Origin of the sequence: Roseiterribacter gracilis (assembly GCA_018332375.1) — a bacterium.
Taxonomy (GTDB): Bacteria; Pseudomonadota; Alphaproteobacteria; order BOG-932; family Roseiterribacteraceae; genus Roseiterribacter; species Roseiterribacter gracilis.
Genome location: BOPV01000001.1, coordinates 1,063,061 through 1,085,244 on the forward strand (window position 1 = coordinate 1,063,061; position 22,184 = coordinate 1,085,244).

The window sequence follows — 22,184 nt, forward strand, 5'->3', positions numbered from 1 at the left end:
ATGATCCGGCCCACCCCGCTTTGGCGCAGCGTCGCCTTCACCCTCGCCTTTTACGTCTACACGACGATCGCGTGCTTCGCGCTGGGGCTGGTGTTGCTGACGACGCGGCGCGCGACGATGCAGGTCGCGACCTGGTGGGTGCTTGGCGCACATTGGCTCGAACGCAAATTGCTGCGGCTCAATTTCCGCGTGGTCGGTACGCCGTTGCTCCAAGGCACCGCGATCTACGCCTTCAAGCATGAGTCTTCGTTCGAGACGTTGAAGCTCTGGCAGCTGCTGCCCGATCCCGCGATCGTCTACAAAGCCGAGTTGGCGCGCGTGCCGATCTTCGGCGGATTTCTGACCAAGCTCGGCATGATCCCGGTGGTGCGCGGCGCCGGCGCAAAAGCGCTGATGCCGATGATCGATGCGGGGCGCCGTGTGATCGCCGAAGGACGACCGATCGCGATTTTTCCGCAAGGCACGCGCGTGCCGGTCGGCGAACGCCGCCCGTACAAGCAAGGCGTCGGTCGCTTGTACGAGCAGCTGCAGGTGCCGGTCGTTCCGGTGGCGCTCAATAGCGGATATTTCTGGCCCAAGTCGGGCCGCAAACACGGCGGCACGGTCACGTTCGATTTTCTCGAACCGATTCCGCCCGGCCTGCCGGTCGAAGAGATGATGCGATTGCTGGAAACGCGCCTGGAAGCAGCGTGCGACCTGCTCGACGCAGAAGCGCGCAACCAACGCGCCTAGACGTTCAGCAATCGGCGCGACACGCAAACGAAACCCGCGCCCGCGGATAATCCACCGTCATCACAAACGTTCGAAACGCGTTGCCGCCCAACGCTCCTTCGACACGCGCATCCATCATCGACGACATGAACTCGTGAAAGTTCTTGTCGGGGCGGCGCGTGAACCACACCGGCCCCGTATGAAACCCCGCGATTTCGACGCTTGGAACTTTGATCATCGAAGCGCCCGTCGCGACCTGCGCGTTGTCAATGAACTGCCAGTCGGGATGCGCGTTCCGCCATTGGTCGAACACCGAAGCCGCAATCATGCTCGTCGCACGAAGTTGCGGACCGCCACCGATGCGCTGCACCGCATCGTCGGTGAGAAACGTTTCGGCGCCGGTGTCCAACAGCAGCGACAGTTCGCGCCCGTCGATCACGACCTGCAGACGCGCAAAATTCGTCGGTCGACTGCCGTCGCGGTCGATCTTGAATGCGACCGGCACGGTGCGCGCATCCGCCGGCGGCTTCCAATTGGATCGCTCGTGCACCAAATGGCGCCCGGGATAGTCCCATGTCCAAACGCCGCCGGCGAACCAAGACGCACCGACGACGCCGTCACCCTGCTCTGGCCAGGCAGGAATCTGCGCAGCCCTTGGCACGACGATCGCTTGCGCCGGCAGCTTCGGAAGCTTGCCCGCCACTTGCGGGAATCGCGCGACGCGCGCCTCCGCACCCAATTCGGCCGACAGCGCTGCATCGCTGGGTGTTCCGACCTGCAGGCCCAAACGACTGGCCGCACGTTCGGACAAGACGAAACCGCCGCCGCCCGTGTCGGTGTAAAGCTCGACCGATCCGCCGCGCGCGACCGGTAGCGTCACGTAGACCGTATCGGCTTCGAAACGCGACGGGACAATTTCGCCCGCCACAGCCACGCCAAGCTGCGCGGTTTCAAGAATCAGCCAGGCAGTTGCTCCAAGTGCCGTCGTCAAGCGCATGCCGTCCTCCCTTGGTCGCCGCACAATGGCACGACTTGCGAGGTTGGTCAGGGCAATGCCGCCAGGACCGCGCGCAGATGACGATCGTGGATGCCGAGCTGATCGAGCTCGGCCAAGGTCGCCTTCAGGTAATCGCGATTGCTGCCATTTTGTCCGATCGCATCGGCGATGGTGCGCGCGGCCCAGGCAGGATCGCGTTCGGGCACATAGTGTTCGTGCGCGCGATCGGCGACGAAGGTCGCAGCACGGACTTTTCGCTGCGCCAGTTCGACCTCCCGCCACATCGGGCGATAGACGCGCGTGATCATTTCGCGGTCCCAGAGATAATCGAGCGCTTCGCGCGCGTGCTTCGGCTCGACTCGCATCGCGAGACCGCGGCAAGCGCCGCCGCGATCGAGCCCCAGCACCAGGCCCGGCTTTTCCGGCGTGCCGCGATAGACATGGCTGACAACGCAGAACCGGCGATGCCAGCCGCGCAGCAAGGCCGCCGCGCGTTCGGCGACGGGAAAGCCCGGGCTCCACATCAGCGAGCCGTAGCCGAACACCCACAACGCATCGCCCTGCGTGTAGCCATCCAGCAAATCGCACCTTCTTGAATCGTGGGGTCGCGGGTCATCCACCATTGGAACGAAGCTACGCACGTTCCATCCTTCTCGCCATGCGTCAGCACCGCGCCCTTCGAGTCGCCCTCGCCCTTCTTCTGATTGCGCTCTGCGTCGGCTACGGCCTGTGGTGGCGCAGCACCGCGTCGCGGATCAGCGCGCAAAGCGCCGCCTGGATCGAAGCGCGCCGTGCCGAAGGCTGGACGATTACGACAAGCAAACTCGATGTCGGCGGGTTTCCATTTGGCTGGCGGCTAGATGCAGGCGCGGTCGTGATGGCGCGTCCCGACGGAACGCGCGTGGAAACCGGCAATCTCACCGCACGCACAGTTCCGTGGTCGCGCAACGTGCGCGTTGAAGCCGATGCGATCGCGCTGCAGCTGCCGCAAGGCGCCAGCCGTCCGGCCGGCATGCTCAACGCCGCCCATGGCGAAGCCTTGCTCGACGCCACCAACCTCGCGCGCAGCGCCATCACGCTCGACATGATCGCCTGGGCAGCGGGCGACGCAGCGCCGATCACCGCGCAACGCGCGAAAATCACCCGCGATGCCGACAACGTCACCGCGTCGCTCGATGCGCTGCATCTGGCAATCAACTCGCCGCTCGGCGACACGGTGCAAAGGCTGGAGCTGGTCACGGTTGCCGAACCGAACCTGCCGCACGGACTCGACGCCGCATCAATGCAGCAATGGCGCGAAGCGAGCGGTGTGATGCAGCTCACCAGCGTCACGCTGCAATGGGGACCCTTGTCTCTGCACGGCGAAGGCACCGCTGCGCTCGACGCGCAGGGACGGATCGAACTGGCGGGCACGTCGCGTTTGACCGGCTGGAGCGAAACGATCGACGCGCTGGTCGCGAGCGGCAGCGTCAAACCGAATGGCGGCGCACTCGCAAAAGCCGGGCTCGGCATGTTGGCCAACGCCAAAGACGGCGCACCCAAGGAGAAATCCGAAGTCGCGATCGCGGTCGCGATCCAGGGCGGCCAGCTCTATCTCGGCGGCATCCGGCTCGGGCCGGCGCCCGTACTCAAAATGTTCTAAGAACGGATTCGACTCGATCCCGTAATTTCGCTATCTTCTCCGGAACGACATAACCGGAGATTGCCTCATGACGCGTACTTCTCTGCCGTTTCTGGCCGTTCTTGCCTTGTCGAGCCTGCCCGCCATCGCCGCCCCGGCGCCCGATCCCGTCTGCAGCAAAGTCGACGCGCCCTGCACCACGCGCCTCAAACTCGAAGACAACCGGCTTGCACTGGTGACGAGCGCGACTGGCGCGCGGCTCGAACTCGATGGACGGCTGCTCGCCGAAACAGAAGGCGGCACAACCTGGTTTCACAAACCGGTGCCGCGCCGCGCCAAACAAATCCTGATCGCCAAGTCGGTCGAAACCGGTGCCTGCAAACGCGCGCACTATCTGCTCGACCTGGCCGAACCGGAGGCGCCGAAATTGACGCCCGCGCTTGGTGATTGCGCGACGCCGCCGAGCAAGATTTCGCGCGATCGCGCCAGCGGTGGGCTGCGCATCGAATTCGCGGGCGGCAAGCAGTTCCTCTATCGCGAACACGTTCTCTATGCGCTCGAAGACGGCAAGGAACGCGCTGTCGGCCCCGCCGTTGCCACGGCAAAGTTTTGAGTGACCGCACATGCGCAGGGAAACAGCCAGCGCACCGCAGGCCCCCCATACGGGGCCTGCGGGCGGATTCAGCTTCGACCGCACGCAAGGTGAAGCGATCAGCGTCGATGGGCTGCAAACCGATCCAAGCCGCCTCAAACTCGGCGTCAATCAAGCCTATGAGGGCGCGATTCTGCAGGCGGCAGAGCGCACCGGCCTGTCGGCTGCGGCGATCGCTTCGATCATCGACGCCGAAGCAACCAAGATCAAAGGCAGCAACGGCGTCTGGAATCCAAACTCCCGAAGCAAAACCTCCAGCGCTGTCGGCCTGACCCAATGTACCGAAGCGGCGTGGCAGGAAATGGCCGAAACCAAAGGCTCGCTGCTGCACGGCATCGCCGACAAGAACGGCTGGCTCGACAAGCACGGCAAGCTGCAAGAGACGCATTTCATCGATGCGATGGCGCTGCGCGTCGATCCGTATCTGTCGATCGTCACCGGCGCTGAATACGACGCCAAAGCTTTGCGGCAGTTGCAGGCCGAAGGCCTGGTCCCGACCGAACTCGATGACACGCAACGCGCGCGCTACGCCTATCTCGCGCATCACGAAGGCGTCGGCGGCGCGGCGCAATTGCTTACCGGCACGCTGCATCGCGATCGCGCACGCAGTCTGTACGCCGCCAACTTCCCCGGCGAGACCAAAGACCATACCGGCTTCAGCCAGCTGGCGCGGATCGAGCGCGGCGAAACCAACGGCCGCCCCGGCATCGAAGTCGCGTGGGAAGAAACCTATGCCGACCGCATCAAGGCCTACACGGAAAGCAAAATCCGCCCGGCCGCGTTTCTTGAACCTGCGCTGACCGTCGCGAAGACCTTGCCGCAACCCGATCTCGCCGTGAGCGTACGATGAAGCACGCCGCGACGTTCGTGCTCGCGCTCGTTCTCGGCGGCGCGACCTGCGCGCATGCCGTTCCCGTCCCCAAGGATGGTTGGGGCTACGAAGAAGACGTCACGCTCGATATCGGCGTGCTGGGCACAGTGCGGGTTGAAACCAGCAGCGACACGATCAAACACTTTGCGTTCGCCGGCCGCGTGCTGCTCGACTCCTACCACGATTTGCTGTGGCAACCAGTCGGGCCGATCCAACGCAGCGATCGTGTGATCCCGGTTCTGGTCAATACCGGCGGCTCGGGTTGTCCGTTCGAAATGCGCTTCGTCGTGTTGACCGATCCAGCCACGCCGCAAGTGACCGAACCGTTCGGCAACTGCACCTCAATGCCTGCTGCAATCGACCGGACGCCGTCCGGCTGGCGCGTCGTGTTCCACGCCTATCGCGGTGCGCCCAGCTTCGCGCAGCGCAAGCCGACCGGCAAAACAGCGACGTTCCTGTTCCACGACAACGCGGTGTTCGCGGTGCACGGCAACAAGGAAACCAAGTTGAGCCAGCTTGGTCCTTTTCCCAAATAAGCGCACGCGTCTTGCAGCCGGCGGCGCCACGTCCCGAGCCTGGCGCCGCAGTCGACGCCATCGCGAAACAAATCATCGACGCCGCCCTAACCGTCCACCGCACGCTGGGCCCGGGCCTACTTGAGTCAGTGTACGAGCAATGTCTCTGTTTCGAACTGGCGGATCGAGGACTTCGGTTTGAACGACAGAAGGCGCTTGCCCTCGCGTACCGAGAGTTCAGCATTCCAAATGCGCTACGGCTGGACCTAGTTGTTGAGGACGCGGTCGTCGTCGAGGTGAAGGCGGTTAACACCCTCCTGTCTCTCCATCGTGCTCAGCTGCTGACGTATATGCGCCTATCAACGCTTCCGCTCGGTCTTCTGATCAACTTCAACGTGCCACTGTTGAAGGATGGCATTCGCCGTTGTGTTCTGAGTTCCATGTGACTGCGCTCGGTTCGGGAAGTCACGATCCAGCAAACCGCCAAGACGCCAAGGACGCCAAGAGAATGAGCTGGTTCAACCGACGCGTCGCACGCTGAAATTGGATTTCCTGACGCGCTTCGCGCGTCAATAAAATCATGTCGTCATGCGACCGAACCGCACCGACTTCTGTGATTCTTGGCGAACCTTGGCGTTCTTGGCGTCTTGGCGGTTTGCTGATTACTGAGGCAAAGGTCATTACGCCTGGCGCGCGTCGATGATCGAGCGGCGGATGCTGCGCGTGCGGGTGAACATGCGATGCAGCGCGTCGCCGTCGCCGCGGCGGATGGCTTTCTGCAAGGCGGTCAGATCCTCGGTGAAACGCTGCAGCATCTCCAACGTCGCTTCGCGATTGTTGAGAAACACATCGCGCCACATCGTCGGATCCGACGCCGCGATGCGCGTGAAGTCGCGAAAGCCCGAGGCCGAGAATTTGATCACTTCCGCCTTGGCGTCTTCCGCCAGATCGGCCGCCGTACCGACGATCGTGTAGGCGATCAAATGCGGCAGATGGCTGGTGATCGCCAACACCTTGTCGTGATGCGGCGCGTCCATGCGCTCGATCATCGAGCCACACCGGCGCCACATCTCGGCGACGCGCTCAATCGAAACTTCGTCGGTGCCGTCGGGTGGCGTCAGAATGCACCAACGGCCTTCGAACAATTTGGCGAAGCCCGCTTCCGGGCCCGAATGTTCGGTACCGGCGATCGGATGGCCCGGTACGACGCGCACATGCGCAGGCAGATTCTGCACCAGCACGTTGGTCGCAACTTCTTTGACCGATCCGACGTCGCTGACGATGGCACCGTTCGGCAGATGCGGCGCGATCGTCTGCGCCACCGCTTCATACGCACCCAGCGGCACGCACAGCACAACCAGATCGGCGCCGCGCACGGCCACTGCAGCGTCGGTGTGGGTTTCGTCGGCAAGCTGCAGCCGGTCGACCGCCTGGCACACGTCCAGACTGGCATCGACCGCGACAATGCGCTTGGCGACGTTGTGCACGCGCAGCGCGCGCGCCAACGACGATCCGATCAGCCCAAGCCCAATCAGAACGACGCGATCGAAGATCGGCCCCCCGTCTCGCATGACGTCTCGCGTGTCGTCGCTCATGCTGCCTGCTGCAAAATGGTGCGCAGCGCGTCGACGACTTCGCGCATTTCGTCACCGGTGCCGATCGTGATGCGCAGATAGTCGGGCAACCCGTACGCATTCATCTGGCGCACCAGAATGCCGCGCTCTTTCAGCGCTTGTCGGACCGTCTCAGCGCCGTGTGTACGGAAATCGACCAGCACGAAATTGCCCTGGCTGGGCAGAACGCGCAGACCAAGCTTGCCCAGTTCCGCAATCGTCCAGGCGCGCCATTCTTTGTTGTGCGCGGCCGACTTCTGGATGAAGGCCTGGTCTTCGACGGCGGCGACACCGCACGCAATTGCGGCCTGGCTGATATTGAACGGCCCGCGCACGCGGTTCAGCACGTCGGCAACCGGTGCCGACGCGTAGCACCAGCCCAGGCGTAAACCGGCCAGCGCGTAAATCTTCGAGAAGGTGCGCGTGACGACGAGGTTGGGATAGCGATCGACCAGATCGAAGCCCTGCGGATAGTCGGCGCGATCAACATATTCGGCATAGGCGTTGTCGAGCACGAGCAGCACGTTCGACGGCAGCTTTTTCAGCAGGCCTTCAAGCTCGCTTTGGCTGAACATCGTCCCGGTTGGGTTGTTCGGGTTGGCGAGAAAGATCAGCCGCGTATGCGCGTTGACGCGCGCCGCGATCGCATCGAGATCGGCGCCCAGCGTTTTTGCCGCCGGCACTTCGACCGGCGTCGCGCCCGCCGCCTTGGCCGCGATCGGATAGATCAGAAACCCGTGCTGGCTCGAAATCACTTCGTCGCCGGGACCGGCATAGGCCTTGGCCAGCATCTGCAGCAGTTCGTCCGAGCCCGCGCCACACACGATGCGTTCGGCATCGAGCCCATGCAGCTTGGCCAGCGCCTGACGCAGCGCCAGCGCGGTCCCGTCAGGGTAGCGGTGCGGGTCGGTGGCGTAGGCGTGCAACGCGTCGCTCACCGCCGGGTTGGTACCCAGCGCGCCTTCGTTCGAGGCCAGACGGATCTGGCGCGTCGTGCCCGGCGCTTTGGCTTCGCCGCCGATATAGGGCGCGATGTCGAGAATGCCGGGGCGCGGTGTGGGAAGCTTGGTCATAGGCATGGTCCTGAAGGGAGATGGGGCGTCGCATAGCCATCCGACCGGATCAAGCTGAACCGGCGCGATGCAGCCTTGTGGCCATGCGCGAGGCGGCGGTTGACCCAGGCCGCGCATGCGCGCACTTCCCTCGCCCCATGTCTGCGGATCTGCATCTGACGCCCCCGCCCGTCCAGCATGTCGTGCTGGCCGAGAACGGCATGCAGCTCGATAACGGCCGCAGCTTCGGCCCCTTCACGGTCGCCTACGAGACCTACGGCACGCTCGACGCCGACAAGGCCAACGCGATCCTCGTCTGCCACGCGCTGACCGGTGACCAATATGTCGCCGGCACCAACCCCACGACCGGCAAGCCGGGCTGGTGGGAGCGGATGGTCGGTCCGGGCTGCCCGATCGACACCGATCGGTTCTTCGTCATCTGCGCCAACGTGCTGGGCGGCTGCATGGGCACCACCGGCCCGCGCGACGCCGATCCCGCGACCAACGCGCCCTATGGACTCGATTTTCCGATCATCACGATCGGCGACATGGTGCGGGCGCAGGCGCTGCTGCTCGATCATCTCGGCATCGAAAAACTGTTTGCCGTGATCGGCGGCTCGATGGGCGGCATGCAGGCGCTGCAATGGGCCGCCGCCTATCCGGACCGTGTCTTCGCCTGCATGGCGATCGCGACTGCGGCCAAACATTCGGCGCAGAACATTGCCTTCCACGAAGTCGGCCGTCAGGCGATCCTCGCCGATCCCGATTGGATGGCGGGCAGTTACGCCTTCCATGGCTGTCGCCCCAAACGCGGCCTGTCGGTCGCGCGCATGGCCGCGCACATCACCTATCTCAGCGAAGCGGCGTTGCAGCGGAAGTTCGGCCGCTCGTTGCAGGATCGCGACGCGCTGTCCTTCGGCTTCGACGCCGACTTTCAGGTTGAATCCTATCTGCGCCACCAAGGTTCGAGCTTCGTCGATCGCTTCGACGCCAACTCGTATCTCTACATCACGCGCGCGATGGATTATTTCGACCTCGCCGCCGAGCATGGCGGTCAACTAGCCGACGCGTTTCGCGGCACCAAGACGCGCTTTCTGCTCGTCTCCTTCAGCAGCGACTGGCTGTTTCCGACTACGGAATCGCGCACCATCGCGCATGCGCTGAACGCAGTGTCGGCCGACGTCAGCTTCGTCGAAGTCGAGACCGACAAAGGCCACGACGCGTTCCTGCTCGACGAGCCCGCCTTTTTGAATCTCTGCCGCGGCTTCGTCGACGGTTCGGCGCAGCAGCGCGGACTGACCCCGCATCCGTCCGAAGTCAAACGCGTGCGCGGTCCGCTGATGCGAACCGACCTGCGCTTGATCGGCGATTTGATCGAACCGCGCGCCAGCGTGCTCGACGTCGGCGCGGGCGACGGTTCGCTGCTCGAATTCCTGGTGCACGACAAGCAGGTCGACGGGCGCGGTCTGGAAATCGATCCCGACGGCGTGCGGCTGGGCGTTGCGCAAGGCCTGACCGTGATCCAGGGCGACGCCAACACCGACCTCGCCGACTACCCGACCGGCGCGTTCGATTGGATCGTCTTGTCACGCACCTTGCAGACGACACGCGATCCCGCCGACGTGCTGCAGCAGCTGGTGCGGATCGGCCGGCGCGCCATCGTCGCGTTTGAGAATTACGGCCACTGGCGCGCGCGCCTGGGCTTGTTGCTACGCGGTCGTGCACCGGGACGTGCCGGTGCGTGGTGGGAAAATCCCAACATCCACCCCTGCACCATCGCCGACTTTTTGGAGCTGTGCGCCAGCCGCAACATCACGATCGAACGCGCGATCACGGTCGGTCCGTTGGGACATGTGCGCGACGGCAAGCTTCCCTCGGCGCACGCCAACATGCTGGCCGAACAGGCCGTGTTCGTCCTCAAACAAAGTTGAACGGCGCAGGGCGAGATTTGCTGGCGCCGAACGGTTTGCTTTCCTAGGATCGCGGCACCGAATACGAGCCGCGAGAATCGCCGATGCGTTGTCTGGTCCTGCTTGCCGCCGCTTTGTTGCTCAACGGATGTGCAACGATCTGGGAAGGCACCAGCCAGACGGTGCAGATCACGACCACACCGGTCGACGGCGCCAAATGCGACGTCAGCAACGGGCGCGGTATCTGGACCGTCGCATCGACGCCTGGCGACGTTCTGGTGCGCAAAGACGATAGCGAGCTGAAAGTCGACTGCATCACGCCGGACGGGCGCAGCGGCGGCGCGGTTCTGCCTGCGTCGGTGCATGGCGTCGTGTTCGCCAACATCGCGATCGGCGGCGTGATCGGCATGGGTGTCGACTTCGCCACCGGTGCCGCCTGGGTCTATCCCGCAGCAGGCCCGATCGCCTTGGCGCCCCCACGCCGTCCCGCCGTCACCGTGACACCCATGGCCGCAGCGACGACAACGACGACGACCACCACCACGGTCGCAGCTGCACCGACGCAGATTGCTGCGCTCCCGAAAGTACCAACGACGACGACCGAAGTCTGGGGCGCAGGTCAGGTTCAATATTTCAAACTGGCGCAGCAGAGCATCGAAGACCTGCACAACAAGCGCCTGCTGACCGACACCGAATATCTCGAAAAGATGCGGCTGCTCAGCGAGCGGTACGGCCCGCAATAATCGCTAGCGCTGGGTGAGGCGCGGCGCCGGCGCCACCGCCAACCGTTTGCGCTCGGCCCGGGTCAGTTCGCGGATCGGCGTCGGCGCGTAGAGCTGTTTCGACGCTTCGACCAGATTGACCCCGCCGAAGGTCGGAAACCAACGCCGCCCGATATTTTCCCAGGCCCCTGCGCCTGCCAAAAACATGCGCGAACGAAAGGGCGGCACGTACAGCGCGCGCGTCGACCGTTCCGGCACGAACAGCGCGTCGCGCAACATCGCTTCCAACTGCGTTGCTGAATACGGGCTGCCCTGGCCGAACGGCGTGCGTTCGGTGCGTGCCCACACGCCGGCACGGTTGGCAGCGACGACCAGCAACCGCCCACCTGCATCCAACACGCGCCAGATTTCGCGCAGCATCGGACGCCGATATTCGGCGCCTTCAAATCCATGCACGACCAGCACGCGATCGAAACTCATATCGGCGAAGGGCAGATCGTCTTCATCGGCCAGCGCCGCAAGGCCCGGCCCCTCACCCGGCCAGAACACGACGCCCTGGCTGGCCGGCATCACCGCCGCGACATGCGACGCTTCGTTGGTGAATTGGCGCAGATACGGCGTCGCATAGCCGAGACCCAGCACGCGCTGCCCGCGCAGGTCGGGCCACAATTCGCGCACCCGACGGCGAATGATGCGCCGCGTCGTCTGGCCAAGCTGGCTTTCGTAAAAGCGGCGCAGGTCGACGACGTCGCGATACATCTAGTCGAGCGCCGGAAAGACGTGGGCGCCGTCGGCACCGAGCGGCAACATCTGCGACCACGCGACCTGCTTGGGATCCATCGTGGCGTAGAGATGCGGAAACAATGCACCGCCGCGCGACTCTTCCCAGCGTAACGCATCGCCCAGCACGGCCGGATCGACGGCAACCAGACGCACGTCGCGTTCGCCGGCCCGATGTTTGGCAGCGCTGATCACGACTTGTTCGCCGGTCGAGAAATGCAGAAACCCGTCGCGGCGATCGTCAGCGGAACCTTCATAGATTCCCGATGCAAGCGCCTTCTGCCATTCGGCTTCGCGAGCCAGGTGGTAGATCAATGCCACAATTGTTCCCTTATCGCGGGCAGGACAACGAAACGGATTTGTGTTCGTTCACGGTCACTTCAACGCGCCCGTCGCCGCATTTGTAGCCGATCACCAGCTTCTTTCCGACGCCGATTGCAGGATCGCCGCACAAATCATTGTCGGCTTCGACGCGGCAGCTTTCGCGCCCGTCGCACTGGCGTTCGACCGCGCGCTTGGCGTTGCACTGGCGACCATCGGGCGCGCGCCAGGTTGCGTCGCTGATATGGACCGGCCGTCCGTTCGGCGGCGCGCTGTACGACTGGCCACCGCCATACGACGACGACGACGGCGATGGCGGGTAATAGCCCGCATTGCGCGTGCCGGTTTGATCGGTGACGCAACCTGCCAATGCCAGCGGCAACAACAGCAATCCAATCCGTCTGTGCAGCATGTTCTTTTCGTCCCTCACAAAAGATCGCGCAGCATCGCGACCAGCGGTTTGTCGGCAGGCGGCATCGGATACGAATCCATGTCGCCAACTTTGACCCAAGCAAGGCGTTGGCCTTCGAGCGGTTGCACCGTGCCCTCCCACACCCGGCACACATAGAGCGGCATCAACAGGTGGAAGGTCTCGTAGGCGTGCGAGGCGAAGGTGAACGGCGCGAGGCACGATTTCTCGACCGTGATGCCCAGCTCTTCTTGCAGTTCGCGGATCAGCGCTTGTTCGAGCGTCTCGCCTGCATCGACTTTGCCGCCGGGAAATTCCCACATGCCAGCCAGCTGCTTGCCCGCGGGCCGTTCGGCCAACAGCACGCGACCGTCGGGATCGATCAGCGCCACGGCGGCGACCAGCAGAAGTTTTGATTCGCTCATGGGGCGGAGCATCGCCGCCCTAGCGGCGTTGCGCTAGGTTGTTGCGTTGCGGACGAAATCGGAAAGTGCACCTGGCTTCGCAAAGAGATAGCCCTGCACATAGTCGGCGCCTGCTTGCTGCAGCCAAGTGTGGTCGGCTGCGTCTTCGACGCCCTCGCAGATCGTCGCAATGCCCAGCTCACGCGCCGTCTCGAGCAGCTTGCGCGTGATCGAGCCCTTGTACGGTTCGTTCGCGACTCCGCGTACCAGCTCCATGTCGAGCTTCACATAATCAGGCCGCAGACGGTGCAGCAGGTTCAACGACGAGAAGCCAGAACCGAGATCGTCAAGCGCAACCTGGAAGCCGGCATTTCGGTAGGTCTGCAAAACATCAAGCAGGTGCGCCTGATCTTTGATCTCTTCCGATTCGACGACTTCGAACACGATACGTGACCGGTCGAGCTGCAATTCATCGACCAATTCGAACGTACGACGGAGGCAGGTCGCGGGATTGTAAATCGTGGTCGGCTGGAAATTGATGAAGAGGCGCGAGTCCGGGCGCACTTGCGCAAACCCGCGCACCGCGGCAACGCGCGCAGCAAGATCAAGCTGCGTCATCAGCGCGGCATCGCGCGCTGCTTCGAACAACCGGCCGGCGGGGATCAACTGGCCGTCGTCGCCACGGCCGCGTGCCAGTGCTTCAAAGGCAAAGTTCGCACCCGTGGCAGCCGAAAGGATCGGCTGATACAGACTTACGATCCCGTCGGCTTCGATCAGATCGACGAGCCAAGCGCCGCGGAGGCGTCGAACCACTTGCTCAAGCGTGCGTACGCGCGGCATATCCGCCATCGTCGCGGTGCCGCCAGCACCGACCGACAGCACGCGGAGCGCATTTTGCTCGTCGAACGTAAGACGGTTTGCGAGCGCCTGCAGGCCGCTGGCAAGGTCTCCCGACACCCGCAGCGCGCCGTCGGCGAACGGACCAGCCGTCATCCCGCTGTCCTGTACCAATCCGCGGAATCGATCGCCTGCATGCGCAACCGGCGGCCACAACAAGGCCTCGTCGCCCGGCCCAAATTCGTCGATCACTCCACAACCCGCGCATCCCGACATGCCTGTTCCTTTATATTCTGCCCCGTGGCCAACCATGGTCAGGAACGCTAGTTCCTGAAGTAAGTTAGCGATGATTATGCGCTCGAAGGTAGATCATGCCTCTTCGGAATGAAGTTGATGTTGCCATCATCGGCGCGGGTGCCGCAGGCATCGCCGCCGCGCGTCTGCTGCACGAGGCTGAAATTGACGTCGTGCTGCTCGAAGCGCGCGACCGGATCGGCGGCCGTGCCTACACGATTGATCATGGTGGCACCGGACTCGATCTCGGCTGCGGCTATCTTCATTCGGGCGATATCAATCCGTGGACCGGCATCGCCGAGCGGCTCGGCTTTGAGATTCTGCGCAAAGCGCCGCCCTGGGCCGAAGATTCACGCCATTACGGCGCACGGTTGAATCTGGAAATCGACGAGGCCTGGGACGGGTTCTATGAACGGCTCGAAGAACTCGAAGATGCGCGCTTGCACGGCGACGCGCCCGACCTGCCCTGTTCGGCCGCGTTCGAAGCCGGCAATCGGTTCAACGAGATGCTCAACGCGCTGAGCGGCTTCATCAACGGCGCGCCCTGGTCGGCAGTGTCGATGATCGATCATGCGCGCTATGTCGACACCAACGAGAATTGGCGCGTGCGCGCTGGCTACGGCAGATTGATCCACACGTTCGGCAAAGACTTGCCGGTCCAGCTCAGCACGGTCGTGCAGACGGTGCGGCATGACGGCGAGTTTCTGCGCATCGACACGGCGCGCGGCACGATCGACGCGAAAAAACTGATCGTCACGATTCCGGCGACGTTACTCGCCGCCAACGCGTTGCGCTTTGCCCCCGATCTTCCCGACAAGCGTGCCGCTGCAGCCAACCTGCCGCTGGGCCACGTGACCAAATTGTTCCTGCGTATGCCCAAACTCGCCTGCGATCTGTTGCCCGAGGAGACGCATGTGCTGGGGCGTTGCGACAACGCGCGCACCGGGAGCTATCTGATGCGTCTGCACGGCAGCAACATCGCTGAATGTTTCTTTCCGTCCGACCTCGCGCTCGACATCGAGCGCGGCGGCATGGTAGCGGCGGCGGACTATGCGATGTGCGAACTGGGTGCGATCTACGGCACGCGCCTGAGCCAAGGCTTCGAACCGATTGCGATGCACGGCTGGAATGCCGATCCGTTCAGTCGCGGCGGCTATTCCTACGCGACACCCGGCAACGCCGACGATCGCGCGATTCTGGCGGCGCCGATCGAAGACCGGATCTACTTCGCGGGCGAAGCAACCTCGCGCGAGGCGTTTTCGACTGCGCACGGCGCCTATGCCAGCGGCGTCATCGCCGCGCGCGCCTGTCTCGACGCGTTGCGCTGCTAGTTGGGTTTGTAGCGCACGGCATTGACGACTTCGGTGATGGCTTTGATCACCGCGTCTGGATGCGAGTTCTGAATGAAATGCTGGGAGCCCTTTACGATCTCCCAGCGCCCACGTGTCGAGCGTTCCGCGAGCTTGCGATTGCCGATGTGCCAGTTACGCCAACTACGCTGCTTCTCTTCGGGGCTGCGCCACTTGTTGGAACCGAGCCCCTCGCTTGTCAGCACGACGACCGGCAGGTCGCCGAACGACCGCGCCACGTCGGCCTCTTGTTGGTGCGATATGCTCAACTTCTCGTTCGACGTAAAATAGTTGAGCGACTGCGATAGCTCCGCCTCATACCATTCGGGGCCGGTGATCGCGTGCAGGATATATTCGTGCTCTTCCGGTGCTGCTTCGTCGGGGACGCTGGTGTAGCAGCCGAGACCTGGCAGATTCGCTGCGGTGAGCTTGTGCGCGCGTGCGAGCGCAGCACAACGCAACATGTTTCCTTCGGCATTGCGAACGTAGCCCTGCTCGCGAATCAATCGTTCGCGCGACAAACCCATGTCGTGTTCTTGACCGGTATAGCCAGGATCGACCAAAACCAGCCCCGCAACCCGGTCGAAGAAGCGATCGGTAAAGACCGTTGCGTAAAAGCCGCCGATCGAATGACCGACCAAGATCACTTTCTCGGTGATCCCAGCCTTTTGCAGCAGCGTGTGTAAATCGTCTGTAACGGCGAGCGCAGTTACGCCTTGATCGGGACGGTCGCTCCAACCGAAGCCGGCACGATCGTAGAAGCAGGTGCGCGTGAGGTTGGTGATCGCCGGCTGCACTTTGCGCCAGTTTGACAGCAGCGCCTCGCCGCCCTGCTCGAACACGATGGTCGGCGAGCCTTCGCCGATGCAATGAAAGTTGATGCGCCGCCCGTTGCCGACATCGACCAGATGCGGCTGCAGCAGCTCGGGCGCGATTTGCGCTGTCGCCGGCATCGCCAGAAAAAGCAGCCCCAGCGCGCCCAGCGCGACGTTGCGCACGACGCGGCTCATTTCGACTTGTCGCGCACTACGTAGACGACATCGGTGATGACTTTAATCACGACATCCGGATTGGACTTCTGAATGAAGTGATCCGATCCGGGGATGAAGATCCACTGGCCGCGCGTGGAGCGCGCAGCAAAAGCTTTGTGCGCATCGACCCGGCTTTTCTTGCCCGCCTCGTTCTCCTCCTTGGTGCGATGCGGCGTGTCTTCGGGCTGATCACTGGTCAGGACGATCATCGGCAGGTCGCCGTAGGAACGGCGCGTATCCAATTCTTGCTGGCCGTCGATGCTCGGACCGTCATCCGACGCGAAATAATGCGCTGCCTGCAGATGCTCGTACACGTACCAGTTCGGCCCCGTGATGGCGTGCAACACATACTGCTTTTCTTCAGGCGTAACGCCGGCAGGTACCTGCATGCATTTGGGATAGCTTGGCAGGCTTTCCTCGGTCAGCTTTCCCGCTCGTGCAAGCACCGCGCATCGCAGCGGCTCGCCTTCGAAGCGCCGGTTGATCCCCTGGTCGCGGAGCTTGCGCTCGCCCTTCATGTGCAGCTCTTGCGTCGAGATGCCTGAATCGACGAGCACCAACCCGGCGACGTCGTTGAAGAAACGGTTGGTGTAGACGACGGCGTGAAACGCGCCGATCGAATGGCCGACCAGCACCACCGGTTCAGTGATGCCGACCTTCTGCAAAACTGTGTGCAGATCATCCGTGATCGAGAATGAATCGACTGCGCCGGCAGGCGGCGGGTCGCTATAGCCCCAGCCCGCACGGTCGTAGAAACAGGTGCGTGTCAGCGCCGATATGGCGGGCTGAATTTTGCCCCAGTTCGTGAACAGCCCCTCGCCGCCGCCGCTGAACACGATGGTCGGCGCGCCTTCGCCGATACAGTGGAAGTTGATGCGCCGCCCGTTGCCGACATCGATCAGATGCGGCTGCAACAGAGCTGGATTGGTCTGCGCCATCGCAGGCGTTGCAAGAAGTAGAAATCCCAGCAACCCACCTGCGATGCGCAGCATGTTCTAGCTCCGATACGACCCGTTGATGTCGATATAGCCGTGCGTGAGATCGCAGGTCCAAACCGTTGCGGCACCTTTGCCGAGCGCGAGATCGACGTCGATCACGATCTCCTGGCCTTTGATGTGCTCGACCACCGGCTTTTCGTTGTAGCCGTCGACGATCTGCCCGTTCTTGGTGATCTGCGTGCCACCGAACGCAATCGACAGCTTGTCGCGATCGGCCGGTTCGCCGGCTTTGCCGACCGCCATCACGACGCGCCCCCAATTGGCGTCTTCGCCCGCAATCGCGGTCTTCACCAACGGCGAGTTGGCGATCGCCCGCGCGATGATCTTCGCCGATTTGGGCGACGACGCACCGGTCACGTTGATCTGAATCTGCTTCTGCGCGCCTTCGCCGTCGCGCACGACCTGCAGCGCGAGATCGAGCAACAGGTCGTCCAGCGCCGCACGGAAGGATTTGAGATTGGCGTCGCTCGCCGACGAAATCTTGGCGTGCGTCGCCTGCCCCGTCGCGGCCAGCAGCAGCGTGTCGCTGGTCGAAGTGTCGCTGTCGACCGTGATGCTGTTGAAGCTTTTGTCGGCACCGCTTTTCAGCAAGGTCTGCAGCACGTCGGCCGGCAGCTTTGCGTCGGTCGCGACGAAGGCCAACATCGTCGCCATGTCGGGCGCGATCATGCCCGAGCCTTTGGCGATGCCGTTGATCGTCACCGTCTCGAAGCCAATGCGCGTCGTGCGGGTGGCGCGCTTGGCGAAGGTGTCGGTGGTGCGGATCGCTTCCGACGCGGCGTTCCAGCCGTCACGCGTGAGCTTTTTGACCAGATCGGGCACGTGTTTGCCGATCCAGTCCTGCGACACCGGCTGACCGATAACGCCAGTCGACGCGACAAAGATCTCGGAGGCTTTGGCGCCGAGCGCTTTCGCGGTTGCGGAGACCGTGTGTTCGACGGTGCGGTCGCCCGCCATGCCGGTGAAGGCGTTGGCGTTGCCAGCATTGACGATGAAGGCGCGCGCTTTGCCCTTGTCGAGATTTTTGCGGCACCAATCGACCGGTGCCGACGGGCATTTCGATTTCGTCAGCACGCCGGCGACCGTGGTGCCGGCGGCGAACTCCATCAGCATCAGATCGAGCGCGCCCTGCTTTTTCTTGAGCCCGGCCGCCATCGACGCCAACCGAACCCCCGCCAATGGCGGAAGATCGGCCGGCGACGTCGGCGCCAGGGGCGAGACCGGCGGGGCCTCGCGCCCCGGCGCGACGCTTGCCATTACTTCGCCGCGGGTGCCGGCGCAGCAACCGCCGGCGCTGCCGGAGTCGCTGCTGCGGCCATTGGCGTGCCGTCGAGATTGAACTTCTCGACCTTGGCTCCGTTGCGCAGGTCCGTGACGACCTTGCGCACCACATCTTCGCCGACAGCGGCTTCGAGATCGGGCTTCACAGCCTCGAACGTCGGGAGCTGCTGCTTGCGCTTATCCAGAACCTGCACGACGTGATAGCCGAACGACGTGTGCACCGGCGTCTTCGTGTACTTGTCCTTCTCGAGCTTGAAGGCAGCTTCACCGAATTCCGGAACCATCTTGTCCTTGGTGAAGTAACCGAGGTCGCCGCCCGATTCATTGGCGCCCGGCTCGGTCGACTTTTCCTTGGCCAGACGTTCGAACTGCGCGCCCTGGTCGAGCTGCTTGATCAGGTCTTTGGCTTCGGCTTCGGTCTTCACCAGAATGTGGCGCGCATGGACTTCGTCCTGCGGCGGATTGGCCTTCACGAAGTCGTCGTACTTGGCTTTCAGCATCGCGTCGGTGGTCTGCGCCTTGATCGTGCGCTGCAGCCAGACGTTCTGCATGATCGAGGTCTGCGCGTTGGCGACCTTCTGCTGAACTTCCGGATCCTTGGCGAGGTTGGCCTTCTCGGCTTCGGCCGAGATCAGCTTGGTCGCGACCATTTCGTCGACGATCAGCGGATACAGCTTGTCCTTCGGCATCTGCTGCAGCTGCGCCGGCAGCTGCGCGACGAAGGCGTCAAATTCGCTGGCGCGAACTTCTTTGCCGTTGATCTTGGCGATCACCGGGCCCGTCGGCGCCGTCTGCGCCACCGCAACGACCGGCGACGAGGTTGCCCCGCCACCCTTGTTGCCGATCACGCCAGTGACCCACAAACCAGCCACAACGGCCACCAGGCCGCCGACAACCGCTACGACCGCACCCGTACTCTTCGACGACATGGAAGCTCCGAAACAAGTCATTGCCGGCGCGAAGGCGCCCGCTAAATGGGCGGCACGGATGCCACGAAAGCTTGGGACCCCGCAAGGATCGCCCGGCAACGTTCGTTGACACGCCTAGGTGCCGTATCTATCTCCCGCCGGTTCTCCTCATTCTCCGCCGATAGGATTCACGCCCATGTTGGGTGGCCTCGCCCGCAAGCTGTTCGGGACCTCGAACGACCGTTTTGTTAAGTCGCTCCAGGGGTCCGTCGATCAGATCAACAGCCTCGAATCGAAGATTCAGGCCCTGACTGACGAGCAGCTCCAAGCTCAGACTCAGGTCTTCCGCGACCGTCTGGCGCAGGGCGCTGACCTCGACGATCTCTTGCCTGAGGCTTTCGCGACCGTGCGTGAAGCCGCCCGCCGCGTCCTCGGCCAGCGCCATTTCGACGTACAGCTGATGGGCGGCATGGTCCTGCACCAGGGCCGGATCAGCGAAATGAAGACCGGCGAAGGCAAAACGCTGGTCGCCACCCTGGCCGTCTATCTAAACGCGCTGGAACGCAAGGGCGTCCACGTCGTGACGGTGAACGACTATCTCGCCAGCCGCGACAGCGAGTGGATGGGCCGGGTCTACAAGTTCCTCGGCCTCACCGTCGGCTGCATCGTGCATGGGCTCGATGACGACCAGCGCCGCGCCGCCTATGCCTGCGACGTCACCTACGGCACCAACAACGAATTCGGCTTCGACTATCTCCGGGACAATATGAAGTTCCGGCTGGAAGAGATGGTCCAGCGACCATTCAACTTCGCGATCGTCGACGAAGTCGACTCGATCCTGATCGACGAAGCGCGCACGCCGCTGATCATTTCGGGCCCGGCGGAAGATTCGTCGGATCTGTACCGCGCCGTGAACGTGCTGATCCCCGAGCTCAAAGACGAGCACTACGAGAAAGACGAGAAGCATAAGACCGTCGCGCTGACCGAAGCCGGCGTCGAGTTTCTCGAAAACCGTCTGCGCGAAACCGGCCTGATCGAAACTGGCGGCCTGTACGACGTCGCCAACGTGCATGTCGTGCACCACACGCAGTCGGCTTTGCGCGCCCACAAGCTGTTCACGCGCGACGTCGATTACATCGTCAAAGACGACAAGATCGTCATCATCGACGAGTTCACCGGCCGCATGATGCCGGGCCGTCGCTACAGCGAAGGCCTGCACCAGGCGCTGGAAGCAAAAGAGTTCGTCACGATCCAGCAAGAAAACCAGACGCTGGCGTCGATCACCTTCCAGAACTACTTCCGCATGTATCCCAAGCTGGCCGGCATGACCGGCACGGCGATGACGGAAGCGGCAGAGTTCGGCGAAATCTACAAGCTGGATGTGGTCGAGATTCCGACCAATCGCGGCGTCGCGCGCGTCGATGCCGACGACGAGGTCTACCGCACCGAAAAAGAAAAACACGAAGCGATCGTCAAGCTTGTCGAAGAAGCACGTGCACGCAACCAGCCAGTGCTGGTCGGTACCGTGTCGATCGAAAAGTCGGAAGCGCTCGCCGCCTTGTTCAAAGAGCGCAAGATTCCGCACCAGGTGCTGAACGCGCGCTTCCACGAACAAGAAGCGCAGATCATCGCGCAAGCCGGTCGTCCGGGTGCGATCACGATCGCAACCAACATGGCCGGCCGCGGCACCGACATTCAGCTCGGCGGCAACGTCGAAATGCGCGTCGCCCTCGAAACGGTTGGCTTGGACGAAGCGGCGAAAGCCGAAAAAGAAGCTGCGATCCGCGCCGAAGTCGAAGCAGCGCGTGAAATCGTGCGTCAGGCCGGCGGTCTCTACGTGCTTGGCACGGAACGCCACGAAAGCCGTCGCATCGACAACCAGCTGCGCGGCCGATCGGGCCGTCAGGGCGATCCCGGCGCGTCGAAATTCTATATCAGCCTGCAAGACGATCTGATGCGCATCTTCGGATCGCAGCGGATGGACGTCATGCTGCAGCGCCTCGGCCTGCAGGAAGGCGAAGCGATCATGCATTCGTGGCTGAACAAAGCCATCGAACGCGCCCAGAAGAAGGTTGAAGCGCAGCATTTTGAAGTGCGCAAAAACCTGCTGAAATACGACGACGTGATGAACGACCAGCGCAAGGTCGTGTACGAGCAGCGCAAAGACGTGATGTCGGCGACCGATGCGGCGCCGATCGTTGACGACATGCGCCGCGACGTGATCGACGCGATGGTCACACGCCGCATTCCGCCCAAGGCCTATGCCGAACAGTGGGACACGGTCGATCTCGAAAACGACGTGCGCGAATTTATCGGTCTGGACCTGCCGATTCAGGAATGGGCCGCCGAAGAAGGCATCGCCGACGAAGAGATTAAAGAGCGCATCCACAAAGCCGCCGACGAACGCGTTGCCGGCAAGCGCGAACAATACGGCCACGAACAGTTCGGCCAGGTCGAACGCGCGATCCTGCTGCAATTGTTGGATCAGGCGTGGAAGGATCACCTTCTGTCGCTCGACCATCTGCGCCAGGGCATCAATCTGCGTGCCTACGGCCAGCGCGATCCGCTCAACGAATACAAGCGCGAAGCGTTCGAACTCTTCGCTGCGATGATCGACGGTGTGCGCGAACAGGTCACGCGCCTGCTGTCACACGTCGAGCTGCGTTCGATGGAAGATTTCGAACAGGAACAGCTGGCACGTCAGCAGGCCGAAGCGCAGATGATCGAGACGCGGCAGGATCCTGCTGCGGTCGGACTCGTCGGCGACGAACTTGCGCCGCCCGACGGCCAGGCCGACGCATCCGGCAAAGTCCAACGCAACGCCCCCTGCCCGTGCGGCAGCGGCAAAAAATACAAACACTGCCACGGGCAAGTTTGATCTAGGCGAAGGGCGGGTCGCGAAACCCGC

23 protein-coding genes and 1 pseudogene are annotated in these 22,184 nt (G+C 63.1%); 11 read left to right on the forward strand and 13 right to left on the reverse strand.

Annotation, left to right across the window (positions count from 1 at the left end):
• The gene (locus tag TMPK1_RS05340; protein WP_420241874.1) at positions 1 to 732 is read left to right on the forward strand and encodes a lysophospholipid acyltransferase family protein; all 732 of its coding nucleotides are present in this window, start codon (positions 1 to 3) and stop codon (positions 730 to 732) included.
• 4 nt (positions 733 to 736) lie between these two features.
• Here the strand turns inward: TMPK1_RS05340 and TMPK1_RS05345 are convergent, their stop codons facing one another.
• Both TMPK1_RS05345 and TMPK1_RS05350 read right to left on the reverse strand, forming a co-directional pair.
• The gene (locus tag TMPK1_RS05345) at positions 737 to 1,708 is read right to left on the reverse strand and encodes a pepsin/retropepsin-like aspartic protease family protein (RefSeq protein ID WP_420241875.1); all 972 of its coding nucleotides are present in this window, start codon (positions 1,706 to 1,708) and stop codon (positions 737 to 739) included.
• 47 nt (positions 1,709 to 1,755) lie between these two features.
• Complete coding sequence (locus tag TMPK1_RS05350) at positions 1,756 to 2,349, reverse strand: gamma-glutamylcyclotransferase (protein ID WP_420241876.1); 594 nt, start codon at positions 2,347 to 2,349, stop codon at positions 1,756 to 1,758.
• A gap of 17 nt (positions 2,350 to 2,366) precedes the next feature.
• Here TMPK1_RS05350 and TMPK1_RS05355 point away from each other — a divergent pair, with 17 nt between their 5' ends.
• The 5 genes from TMPK1_RS05355 (at position 2,367) to TMPK1_RS05375 (ending at position 5,813) form a co-directional block, all read left to right on the forward strand.
• Positions 2,367 to 3,350 (forward strand): DUF2125 domain-containing protein, encoded by a 984-nt coding sequence (locus TMPK1_RS05355; RefSeq protein WP_420241877.1) that lies wholly within the window; start codon positions 2,367 to 2,369, stop codon positions 3,348 to 3,350.
• A 67-nt stretch (positions 3,351 to 3,417) separates the two neighbouring features.
• Positions 3,418 to 3,942 (forward strand): hypothetical protein, encoded by a 525-nt coding sequence (locus TMPK1_RS05360; protein ID WP_420241878.1) that lies wholly within the window; start codon positions 3,418 to 3,420, stop codon positions 3,940 to 3,942.
• Positions 3,943 to 3,952: 10 nt separating this feature from the next.
• Positions 3,953 to 4,831 carry a hypothetical protein gene (locus TMPK1_RS05365; protein WP_420241879.1) on the forward strand — a complete coding sequence of 293 codons (879 nt, stop codon included), beginning with the start codon at positions 3,953 to 3,955 and terminating at the stop codon, positions 4,829 to 4,831.
• The gene (locus TMPK1_RS05370) at positions 4,828 to 5,388 is read left to right on the forward strand and encodes a hypothetical protein (protein ID WP_420241880.1); all 561 of its coding nucleotides are present in this window, start codon (positions 4,828 to 4,830) and stop codon (positions 5,386 to 5,388) included. Before TMPK1_RS05365 ends, TMPK1_RS05370 begins: the two co-directional genes overlap by 4 nt.
• An 11-nt stretch (positions 5,389 to 5,399) precedes the next feature.
• Positions 5,400 to 5,813: a GxxExxY protein gene (locus TMPK1_RS05375; RefSeq protein WP_420241881.1), complete on the forward strand. Its 414-nt coding sequence runs from the start codon at positions 5,400 to 5,402 to the stop codon at positions 5,811 to 5,813.
• A gap of 234 nt (positions 5,814 to 6,047) precedes the next feature.
• Here TMPK1_RS05375 and TMPK1_RS05380 read toward each other — a convergent pair whose 3' ends face one another.
• Both TMPK1_RS05380 and hisC read right to left on the reverse strand, forming a co-directional pair.
• Positions 6,048 to 6,962 carry a prephenate/arogenate dehydrogenase family protein gene (locus tag TMPK1_RS05380; protein ID WP_420241882.1) on the reverse strand — a complete coding sequence of 305 codons (915 nt, stop codon included), beginning with the start codon at positions 6,960 to 6,962 and terminating at the stop codon, positions 6,048 to 6,050.
• Positions 6,959 to 8,053 carry a histidinol-phosphate transaminase gene (hisC, locus tag TMPK1_RS05385; protein ID WP_420241884.1) on the reverse strand — a complete coding sequence of 365 codons (1,095 nt, stop codon included), beginning with the start codon at positions 8,051 to 8,053 and terminating at the stop codon, positions 6,959 to 6,961. Before hisC ends, TMPK1_RS05380 begins: the two co-directional genes overlap by 4 nt.
• 137 nt (positions 8,054 to 8,190) lie before the next feature.
• On the opposite strand from hisC, the pseudogene metX reads away from it, so the two are divergent.
• From metX to TMPK1_RS05400, 3 genes and pseudogenes are all read left to right on the forward strand, one after another.
• Positions 8,191 to 9,330 (forward strand): annotated as a pseudogene (gene metX / locus TMPK1_RS05390) (homoserine O-acetyltransferase MetX); the annotation flags it as partial.
• Positions 9,331 to 9,372: 42 nt separating this feature from the next.
• The gene (gene metW / locus TMPK1_RS05395; protein ID WP_420245626.1) at positions 9,373 to 9,963 is read left to right on the forward strand and encodes a methionine biosynthesis protein MetW; all 591 of its coding nucleotides are present in this window, start codon (positions 9,373 to 9,375) and stop codon (positions 9,961 to 9,963) included.
• Between the two features lie 83 nt (positions 9,964 to 10,046).
• On the forward strand, positions 10,047 to 10,685 hold the full coding sequence (locus tag TMPK1_RS05400; protein WP_420241885.1) for a hypothetical protein: 639 nt from the start codon (positions 10,047 to 10,049) through the stop codon (positions 10,683 to 10,685).
• Positions 10,686 to 10,688: 3 nt separating this feature from the next.
• Here the strand turns inward: TMPK1_RS05400 and TMPK1_RS05405 are convergent, their stop codons facing one another.
• The 5 genes from TMPK1_RS05405 to TMPK1_RS05425 are packed head-to-tail and all read right to left on the reverse strand — an operon-like array spanning position 10,689 to position 13,667.
• Entirely contained in the window at positions 10,689 to 11,423 is a 735-nt protein-coding gene (locus TMPK1_RS05405; protein ID WP_420241886.1) for a methyltransferase domain-containing protein, read from the reverse strand.
• Positions 11,424 to 11,765: a DUF952 domain-containing protein gene (locus tag TMPK1_RS05410; RefSeq protein ID WP_420241887.1), complete on the reverse strand. Its 342-nt coding sequence runs from the start codon at positions 11,763 to 11,765 to the stop codon at positions 11,424 to 11,426.
• Positions 11,766 to 11,775: 10 nt separating this feature from the next.
• The gene (locus TMPK1_RS05415) at positions 11,776 to 12,177 is read right to left on the reverse strand and encodes a hypothetical protein (protein ID WP_420241888.1); all 402 of its coding nucleotides are present in this window, start codon (positions 12,175 to 12,177) and stop codon (positions 11,776 to 11,778) included.
• A 14-nt stretch (positions 12,178 to 12,191) separates the two neighbouring features.
• Entirely contained in the window at positions 12,192 to 12,599 is a 408-nt protein-coding gene (mutT, locus tag TMPK1_RS05420; RefSeq protein WP_420241889.1) for an 8-oxo-dGTP diphosphatase MutT, read from the reverse strand.
• Positions 12,600 to 12,632: 33 nt separating this feature from the next.
• The gene (locus TMPK1_RS05425) at positions 12,633 to 13,667 is read right to left on the reverse strand and encodes an EAL domain-containing protein (protein ID WP_420241890.1); all 1,035 of its coding nucleotides are present in this window, start codon (positions 13,665 to 13,667) and stop codon (positions 12,633 to 12,635) included.
• Positions 13,668 to 13,786: 119 nt separating this feature from the next.
• Between TMPK1_RS05425 and TMPK1_RS05430 the strand changes: the two genes are divergently transcribed.
• A complete protein-coding gene (locus TMPK1_RS05430; protein ID WP_420241891.1) occupies positions 13,787 to 15,040 on the forward strand; it encodes a flavin monoamine oxidase family protein in 1,254 nt (417 codons plus the stop codon).
• Here the strand turns inward: TMPK1_RS05430 and TMPK1_RS05435 are convergent.
• Genes TMPK1_RS05435 through TMPK1_RS05450 form a run of 4 tightly spaced genes read right to left on the reverse strand, consistent with a single transcriptional unit; the run spans position 15,037 to position 19,297 of the window.
• Positions 15,037 to 16,068, reverse strand: coding sequence for an alpha/beta hydrolase (locus TMPK1_RS05435; protein ID WP_420241892.1), 1,032 nt, complete (start codon positions 16,066 to 16,068; stop codon positions 15,037 to 15,039). The genes TMPK1_RS05430 and TMPK1_RS05435 overlap by 4 nt on opposite strands.
• Positions 16,065 to 17,081: an alpha/beta fold hydrolase gene (locus TMPK1_RS05440; RefSeq protein WP_420241893.1), complete on the reverse strand. Its 1,017-nt coding sequence runs from the start codon at positions 17,079 to 17,081 to the stop codon at positions 16,065 to 16,067. Before TMPK1_RS05440 ends, TMPK1_RS05435 begins: the two co-directional genes overlap by 4 nt.
• A 3-nt stretch (positions 17,082 to 17,084) precedes the next feature.
• Positions 17,085 to 18,344, reverse strand: a complete 1,260-nt coding sequence (gene argJ / locus TMPK1_RS05445; protein ID WP_420241894.1) for a bifunctional glutamate N-acetyltransferase/amino-acid acetyltransferase ArgJ — start codon at positions 18,342 to 18,344, stop codon at positions 17,085 to 17,087.
• Positions 18,344 to 19,297, reverse strand: a complete 954-nt coding sequence (locus tag TMPK1_RS05450) for a peptidylprolyl isomerase (protein WP_420241895.1) — start codon at positions 19,295 to 19,297, stop codon at positions 18,344 to 18,346. The genes argJ and TMPK1_RS05450 overlap by 1 nt, the downstream gene beginning before the upstream one ends.
• Positions 19,298 to 19,472: 175 nt before the next feature.
• Between TMPK1_RS05450 and secA the strand changes: the two genes are divergently transcribed.
• Positions 19,473 to 22,154 (forward strand): preprotein translocase subunit SecA, encoded by a 2,682-nt coding sequence (gene secA / locus TMPK1_RS05455; protein ID WP_420241896.1) that lies wholly within the window; start codon positions 19,473 to 19,475, stop codon positions 22,152 to 22,154.
• Positions 22,155 to 22,184 lie beyond the last annotated feature (30 nt).

Bases quoted from the DNA above. Each gene is read 5' to 3' on its own strand.
- TMPK1_RS05340 (WP_420241874.1), top strand. From the start codon at position 1: ATGATCCGGCCCACCCCGCTTTGGCGCAGCGTCGCCTTCACCCTCGCC.
- TMPK1_RS05345 (WP_420241875.1), bottom strand. From the start codon at position 1,708: ATGCGCTTGACGACGGCACTTGGAGCAACTGCCTGGCTGATTCTTGAA.
- TMPK1_RS05355 (WP_420241877.1), top strand. From the start codon at position 2,367: ATGCGTCAGCACCGCGCCCTTCGAGTCGCCCTCGCCCTTCTTCTGATT.
- TMPK1_RS05360 (WP_420241878.1), top strand. From the start codon at position 3,418: ATGACGCGTACTTCTCTGCCGTTTCTGGCCGTTCTTGCCTTGTCGAGC.
- TMPK1_RS05365 (WP_420241879.1), top strand. From the start codon at position 3,953: ATGCGCAGGGAAACAGCCAGCGCACCGCAGGCCCCCCATACGGGGCCT.
- TMPK1_RS05370 (WP_420241880.1), top strand. From the start codon at position 4,828: ATGAAGCACGCCGCGACGTTCGTGCTCGCGCTCGTTCTCGGCGGCGCG.
- TMPK1_RS05380 (WP_420241882.1), bottom strand. From the start codon at position 6,962: ATGAGCGACGACACGCGAGACGTCATGCGAGACGGGGGGCCGATCTTC.
- hisC (WP_420241884.1), bottom strand. From the start codon at position 8,053: ATGACCAAGCTTCCCACACCGCGCCCCGGCATTCTCGACATCGCGCCC.
- metW (WP_420245626.1), top strand. From the start codon at position 9,373: ATGCGAACCGACCTGCGCTTGATCGGCGATTTGATCGAACCGCGCGCC.
- TMPK1_RS05400 (WP_420241885.1), top strand. From the start codon at position 10,047: ATGCGTTGTCTGGTCCTGCTTGCCGCCGCTTTGTTGCTCAACGGATGT.
- TMPK1_RS05405 (WP_420241886.1), bottom strand. From the start codon at position 11,423: ATGTATCGCGACGTCGTCGACCTGCGCCGCTTTTACGAAAGCCAGCTT.
- TMPK1_RS05415 (WP_420241888.1), bottom strand. From the start codon at position 12,177: ATGCTGCACAGACGGATTGGATTGCTGTTGTTGCCGCTGGCATTGGCA.
- mutT (WP_420241889.1), bottom strand. From the start codon at position 12,599: ATGAGCGAATCAAAACTTCTGCTGGTCGCCGCCGTGGCGCTGATCGAT.
- TMPK1_RS05430 (WP_420241891.1), top strand. From the start codon at position 13,787: ATGCCTCTTCGGAATGAAGTTGATGTTGCCATCATCGGCGCGGGTGCC.
- TMPK1_RS05435 (WP_420241892.1), bottom strand. From the start codon at position 16,068: ATGAGCCGCGTCGTGCGCAACGTCGCGCTGGGCGCGCTGGGGCTGCTT.
- TMPK1_RS05440 (WP_420241893.1), bottom strand. From the start codon at position 17,081: ATGCTGCGCATCGCAGGTGGGTTGCTGGGATTTCTACTTCTTGCAACG.
- argJ (WP_420241894.1), bottom strand. From the start codon at position 18,344: ATGGCAAGCGTCGCGCCGGGGCGCGAGGCCCCGCCGGTCTCGCCCCTG.
- TMPK1_RS05450 (WP_420241895.1), bottom strand. From the start codon at position 19,297: ATGTCGTCGAAGAGTACGGGTGCGGTCGTAGCGGTTGTCGGCGGCCTG.
- secA (WP_420241896.1), top strand. From the start codon at position 19,473: ATGTTGGGTGGCCTCGCCCGCAAGCTGTTCGGGACCTCGAACGACCGT.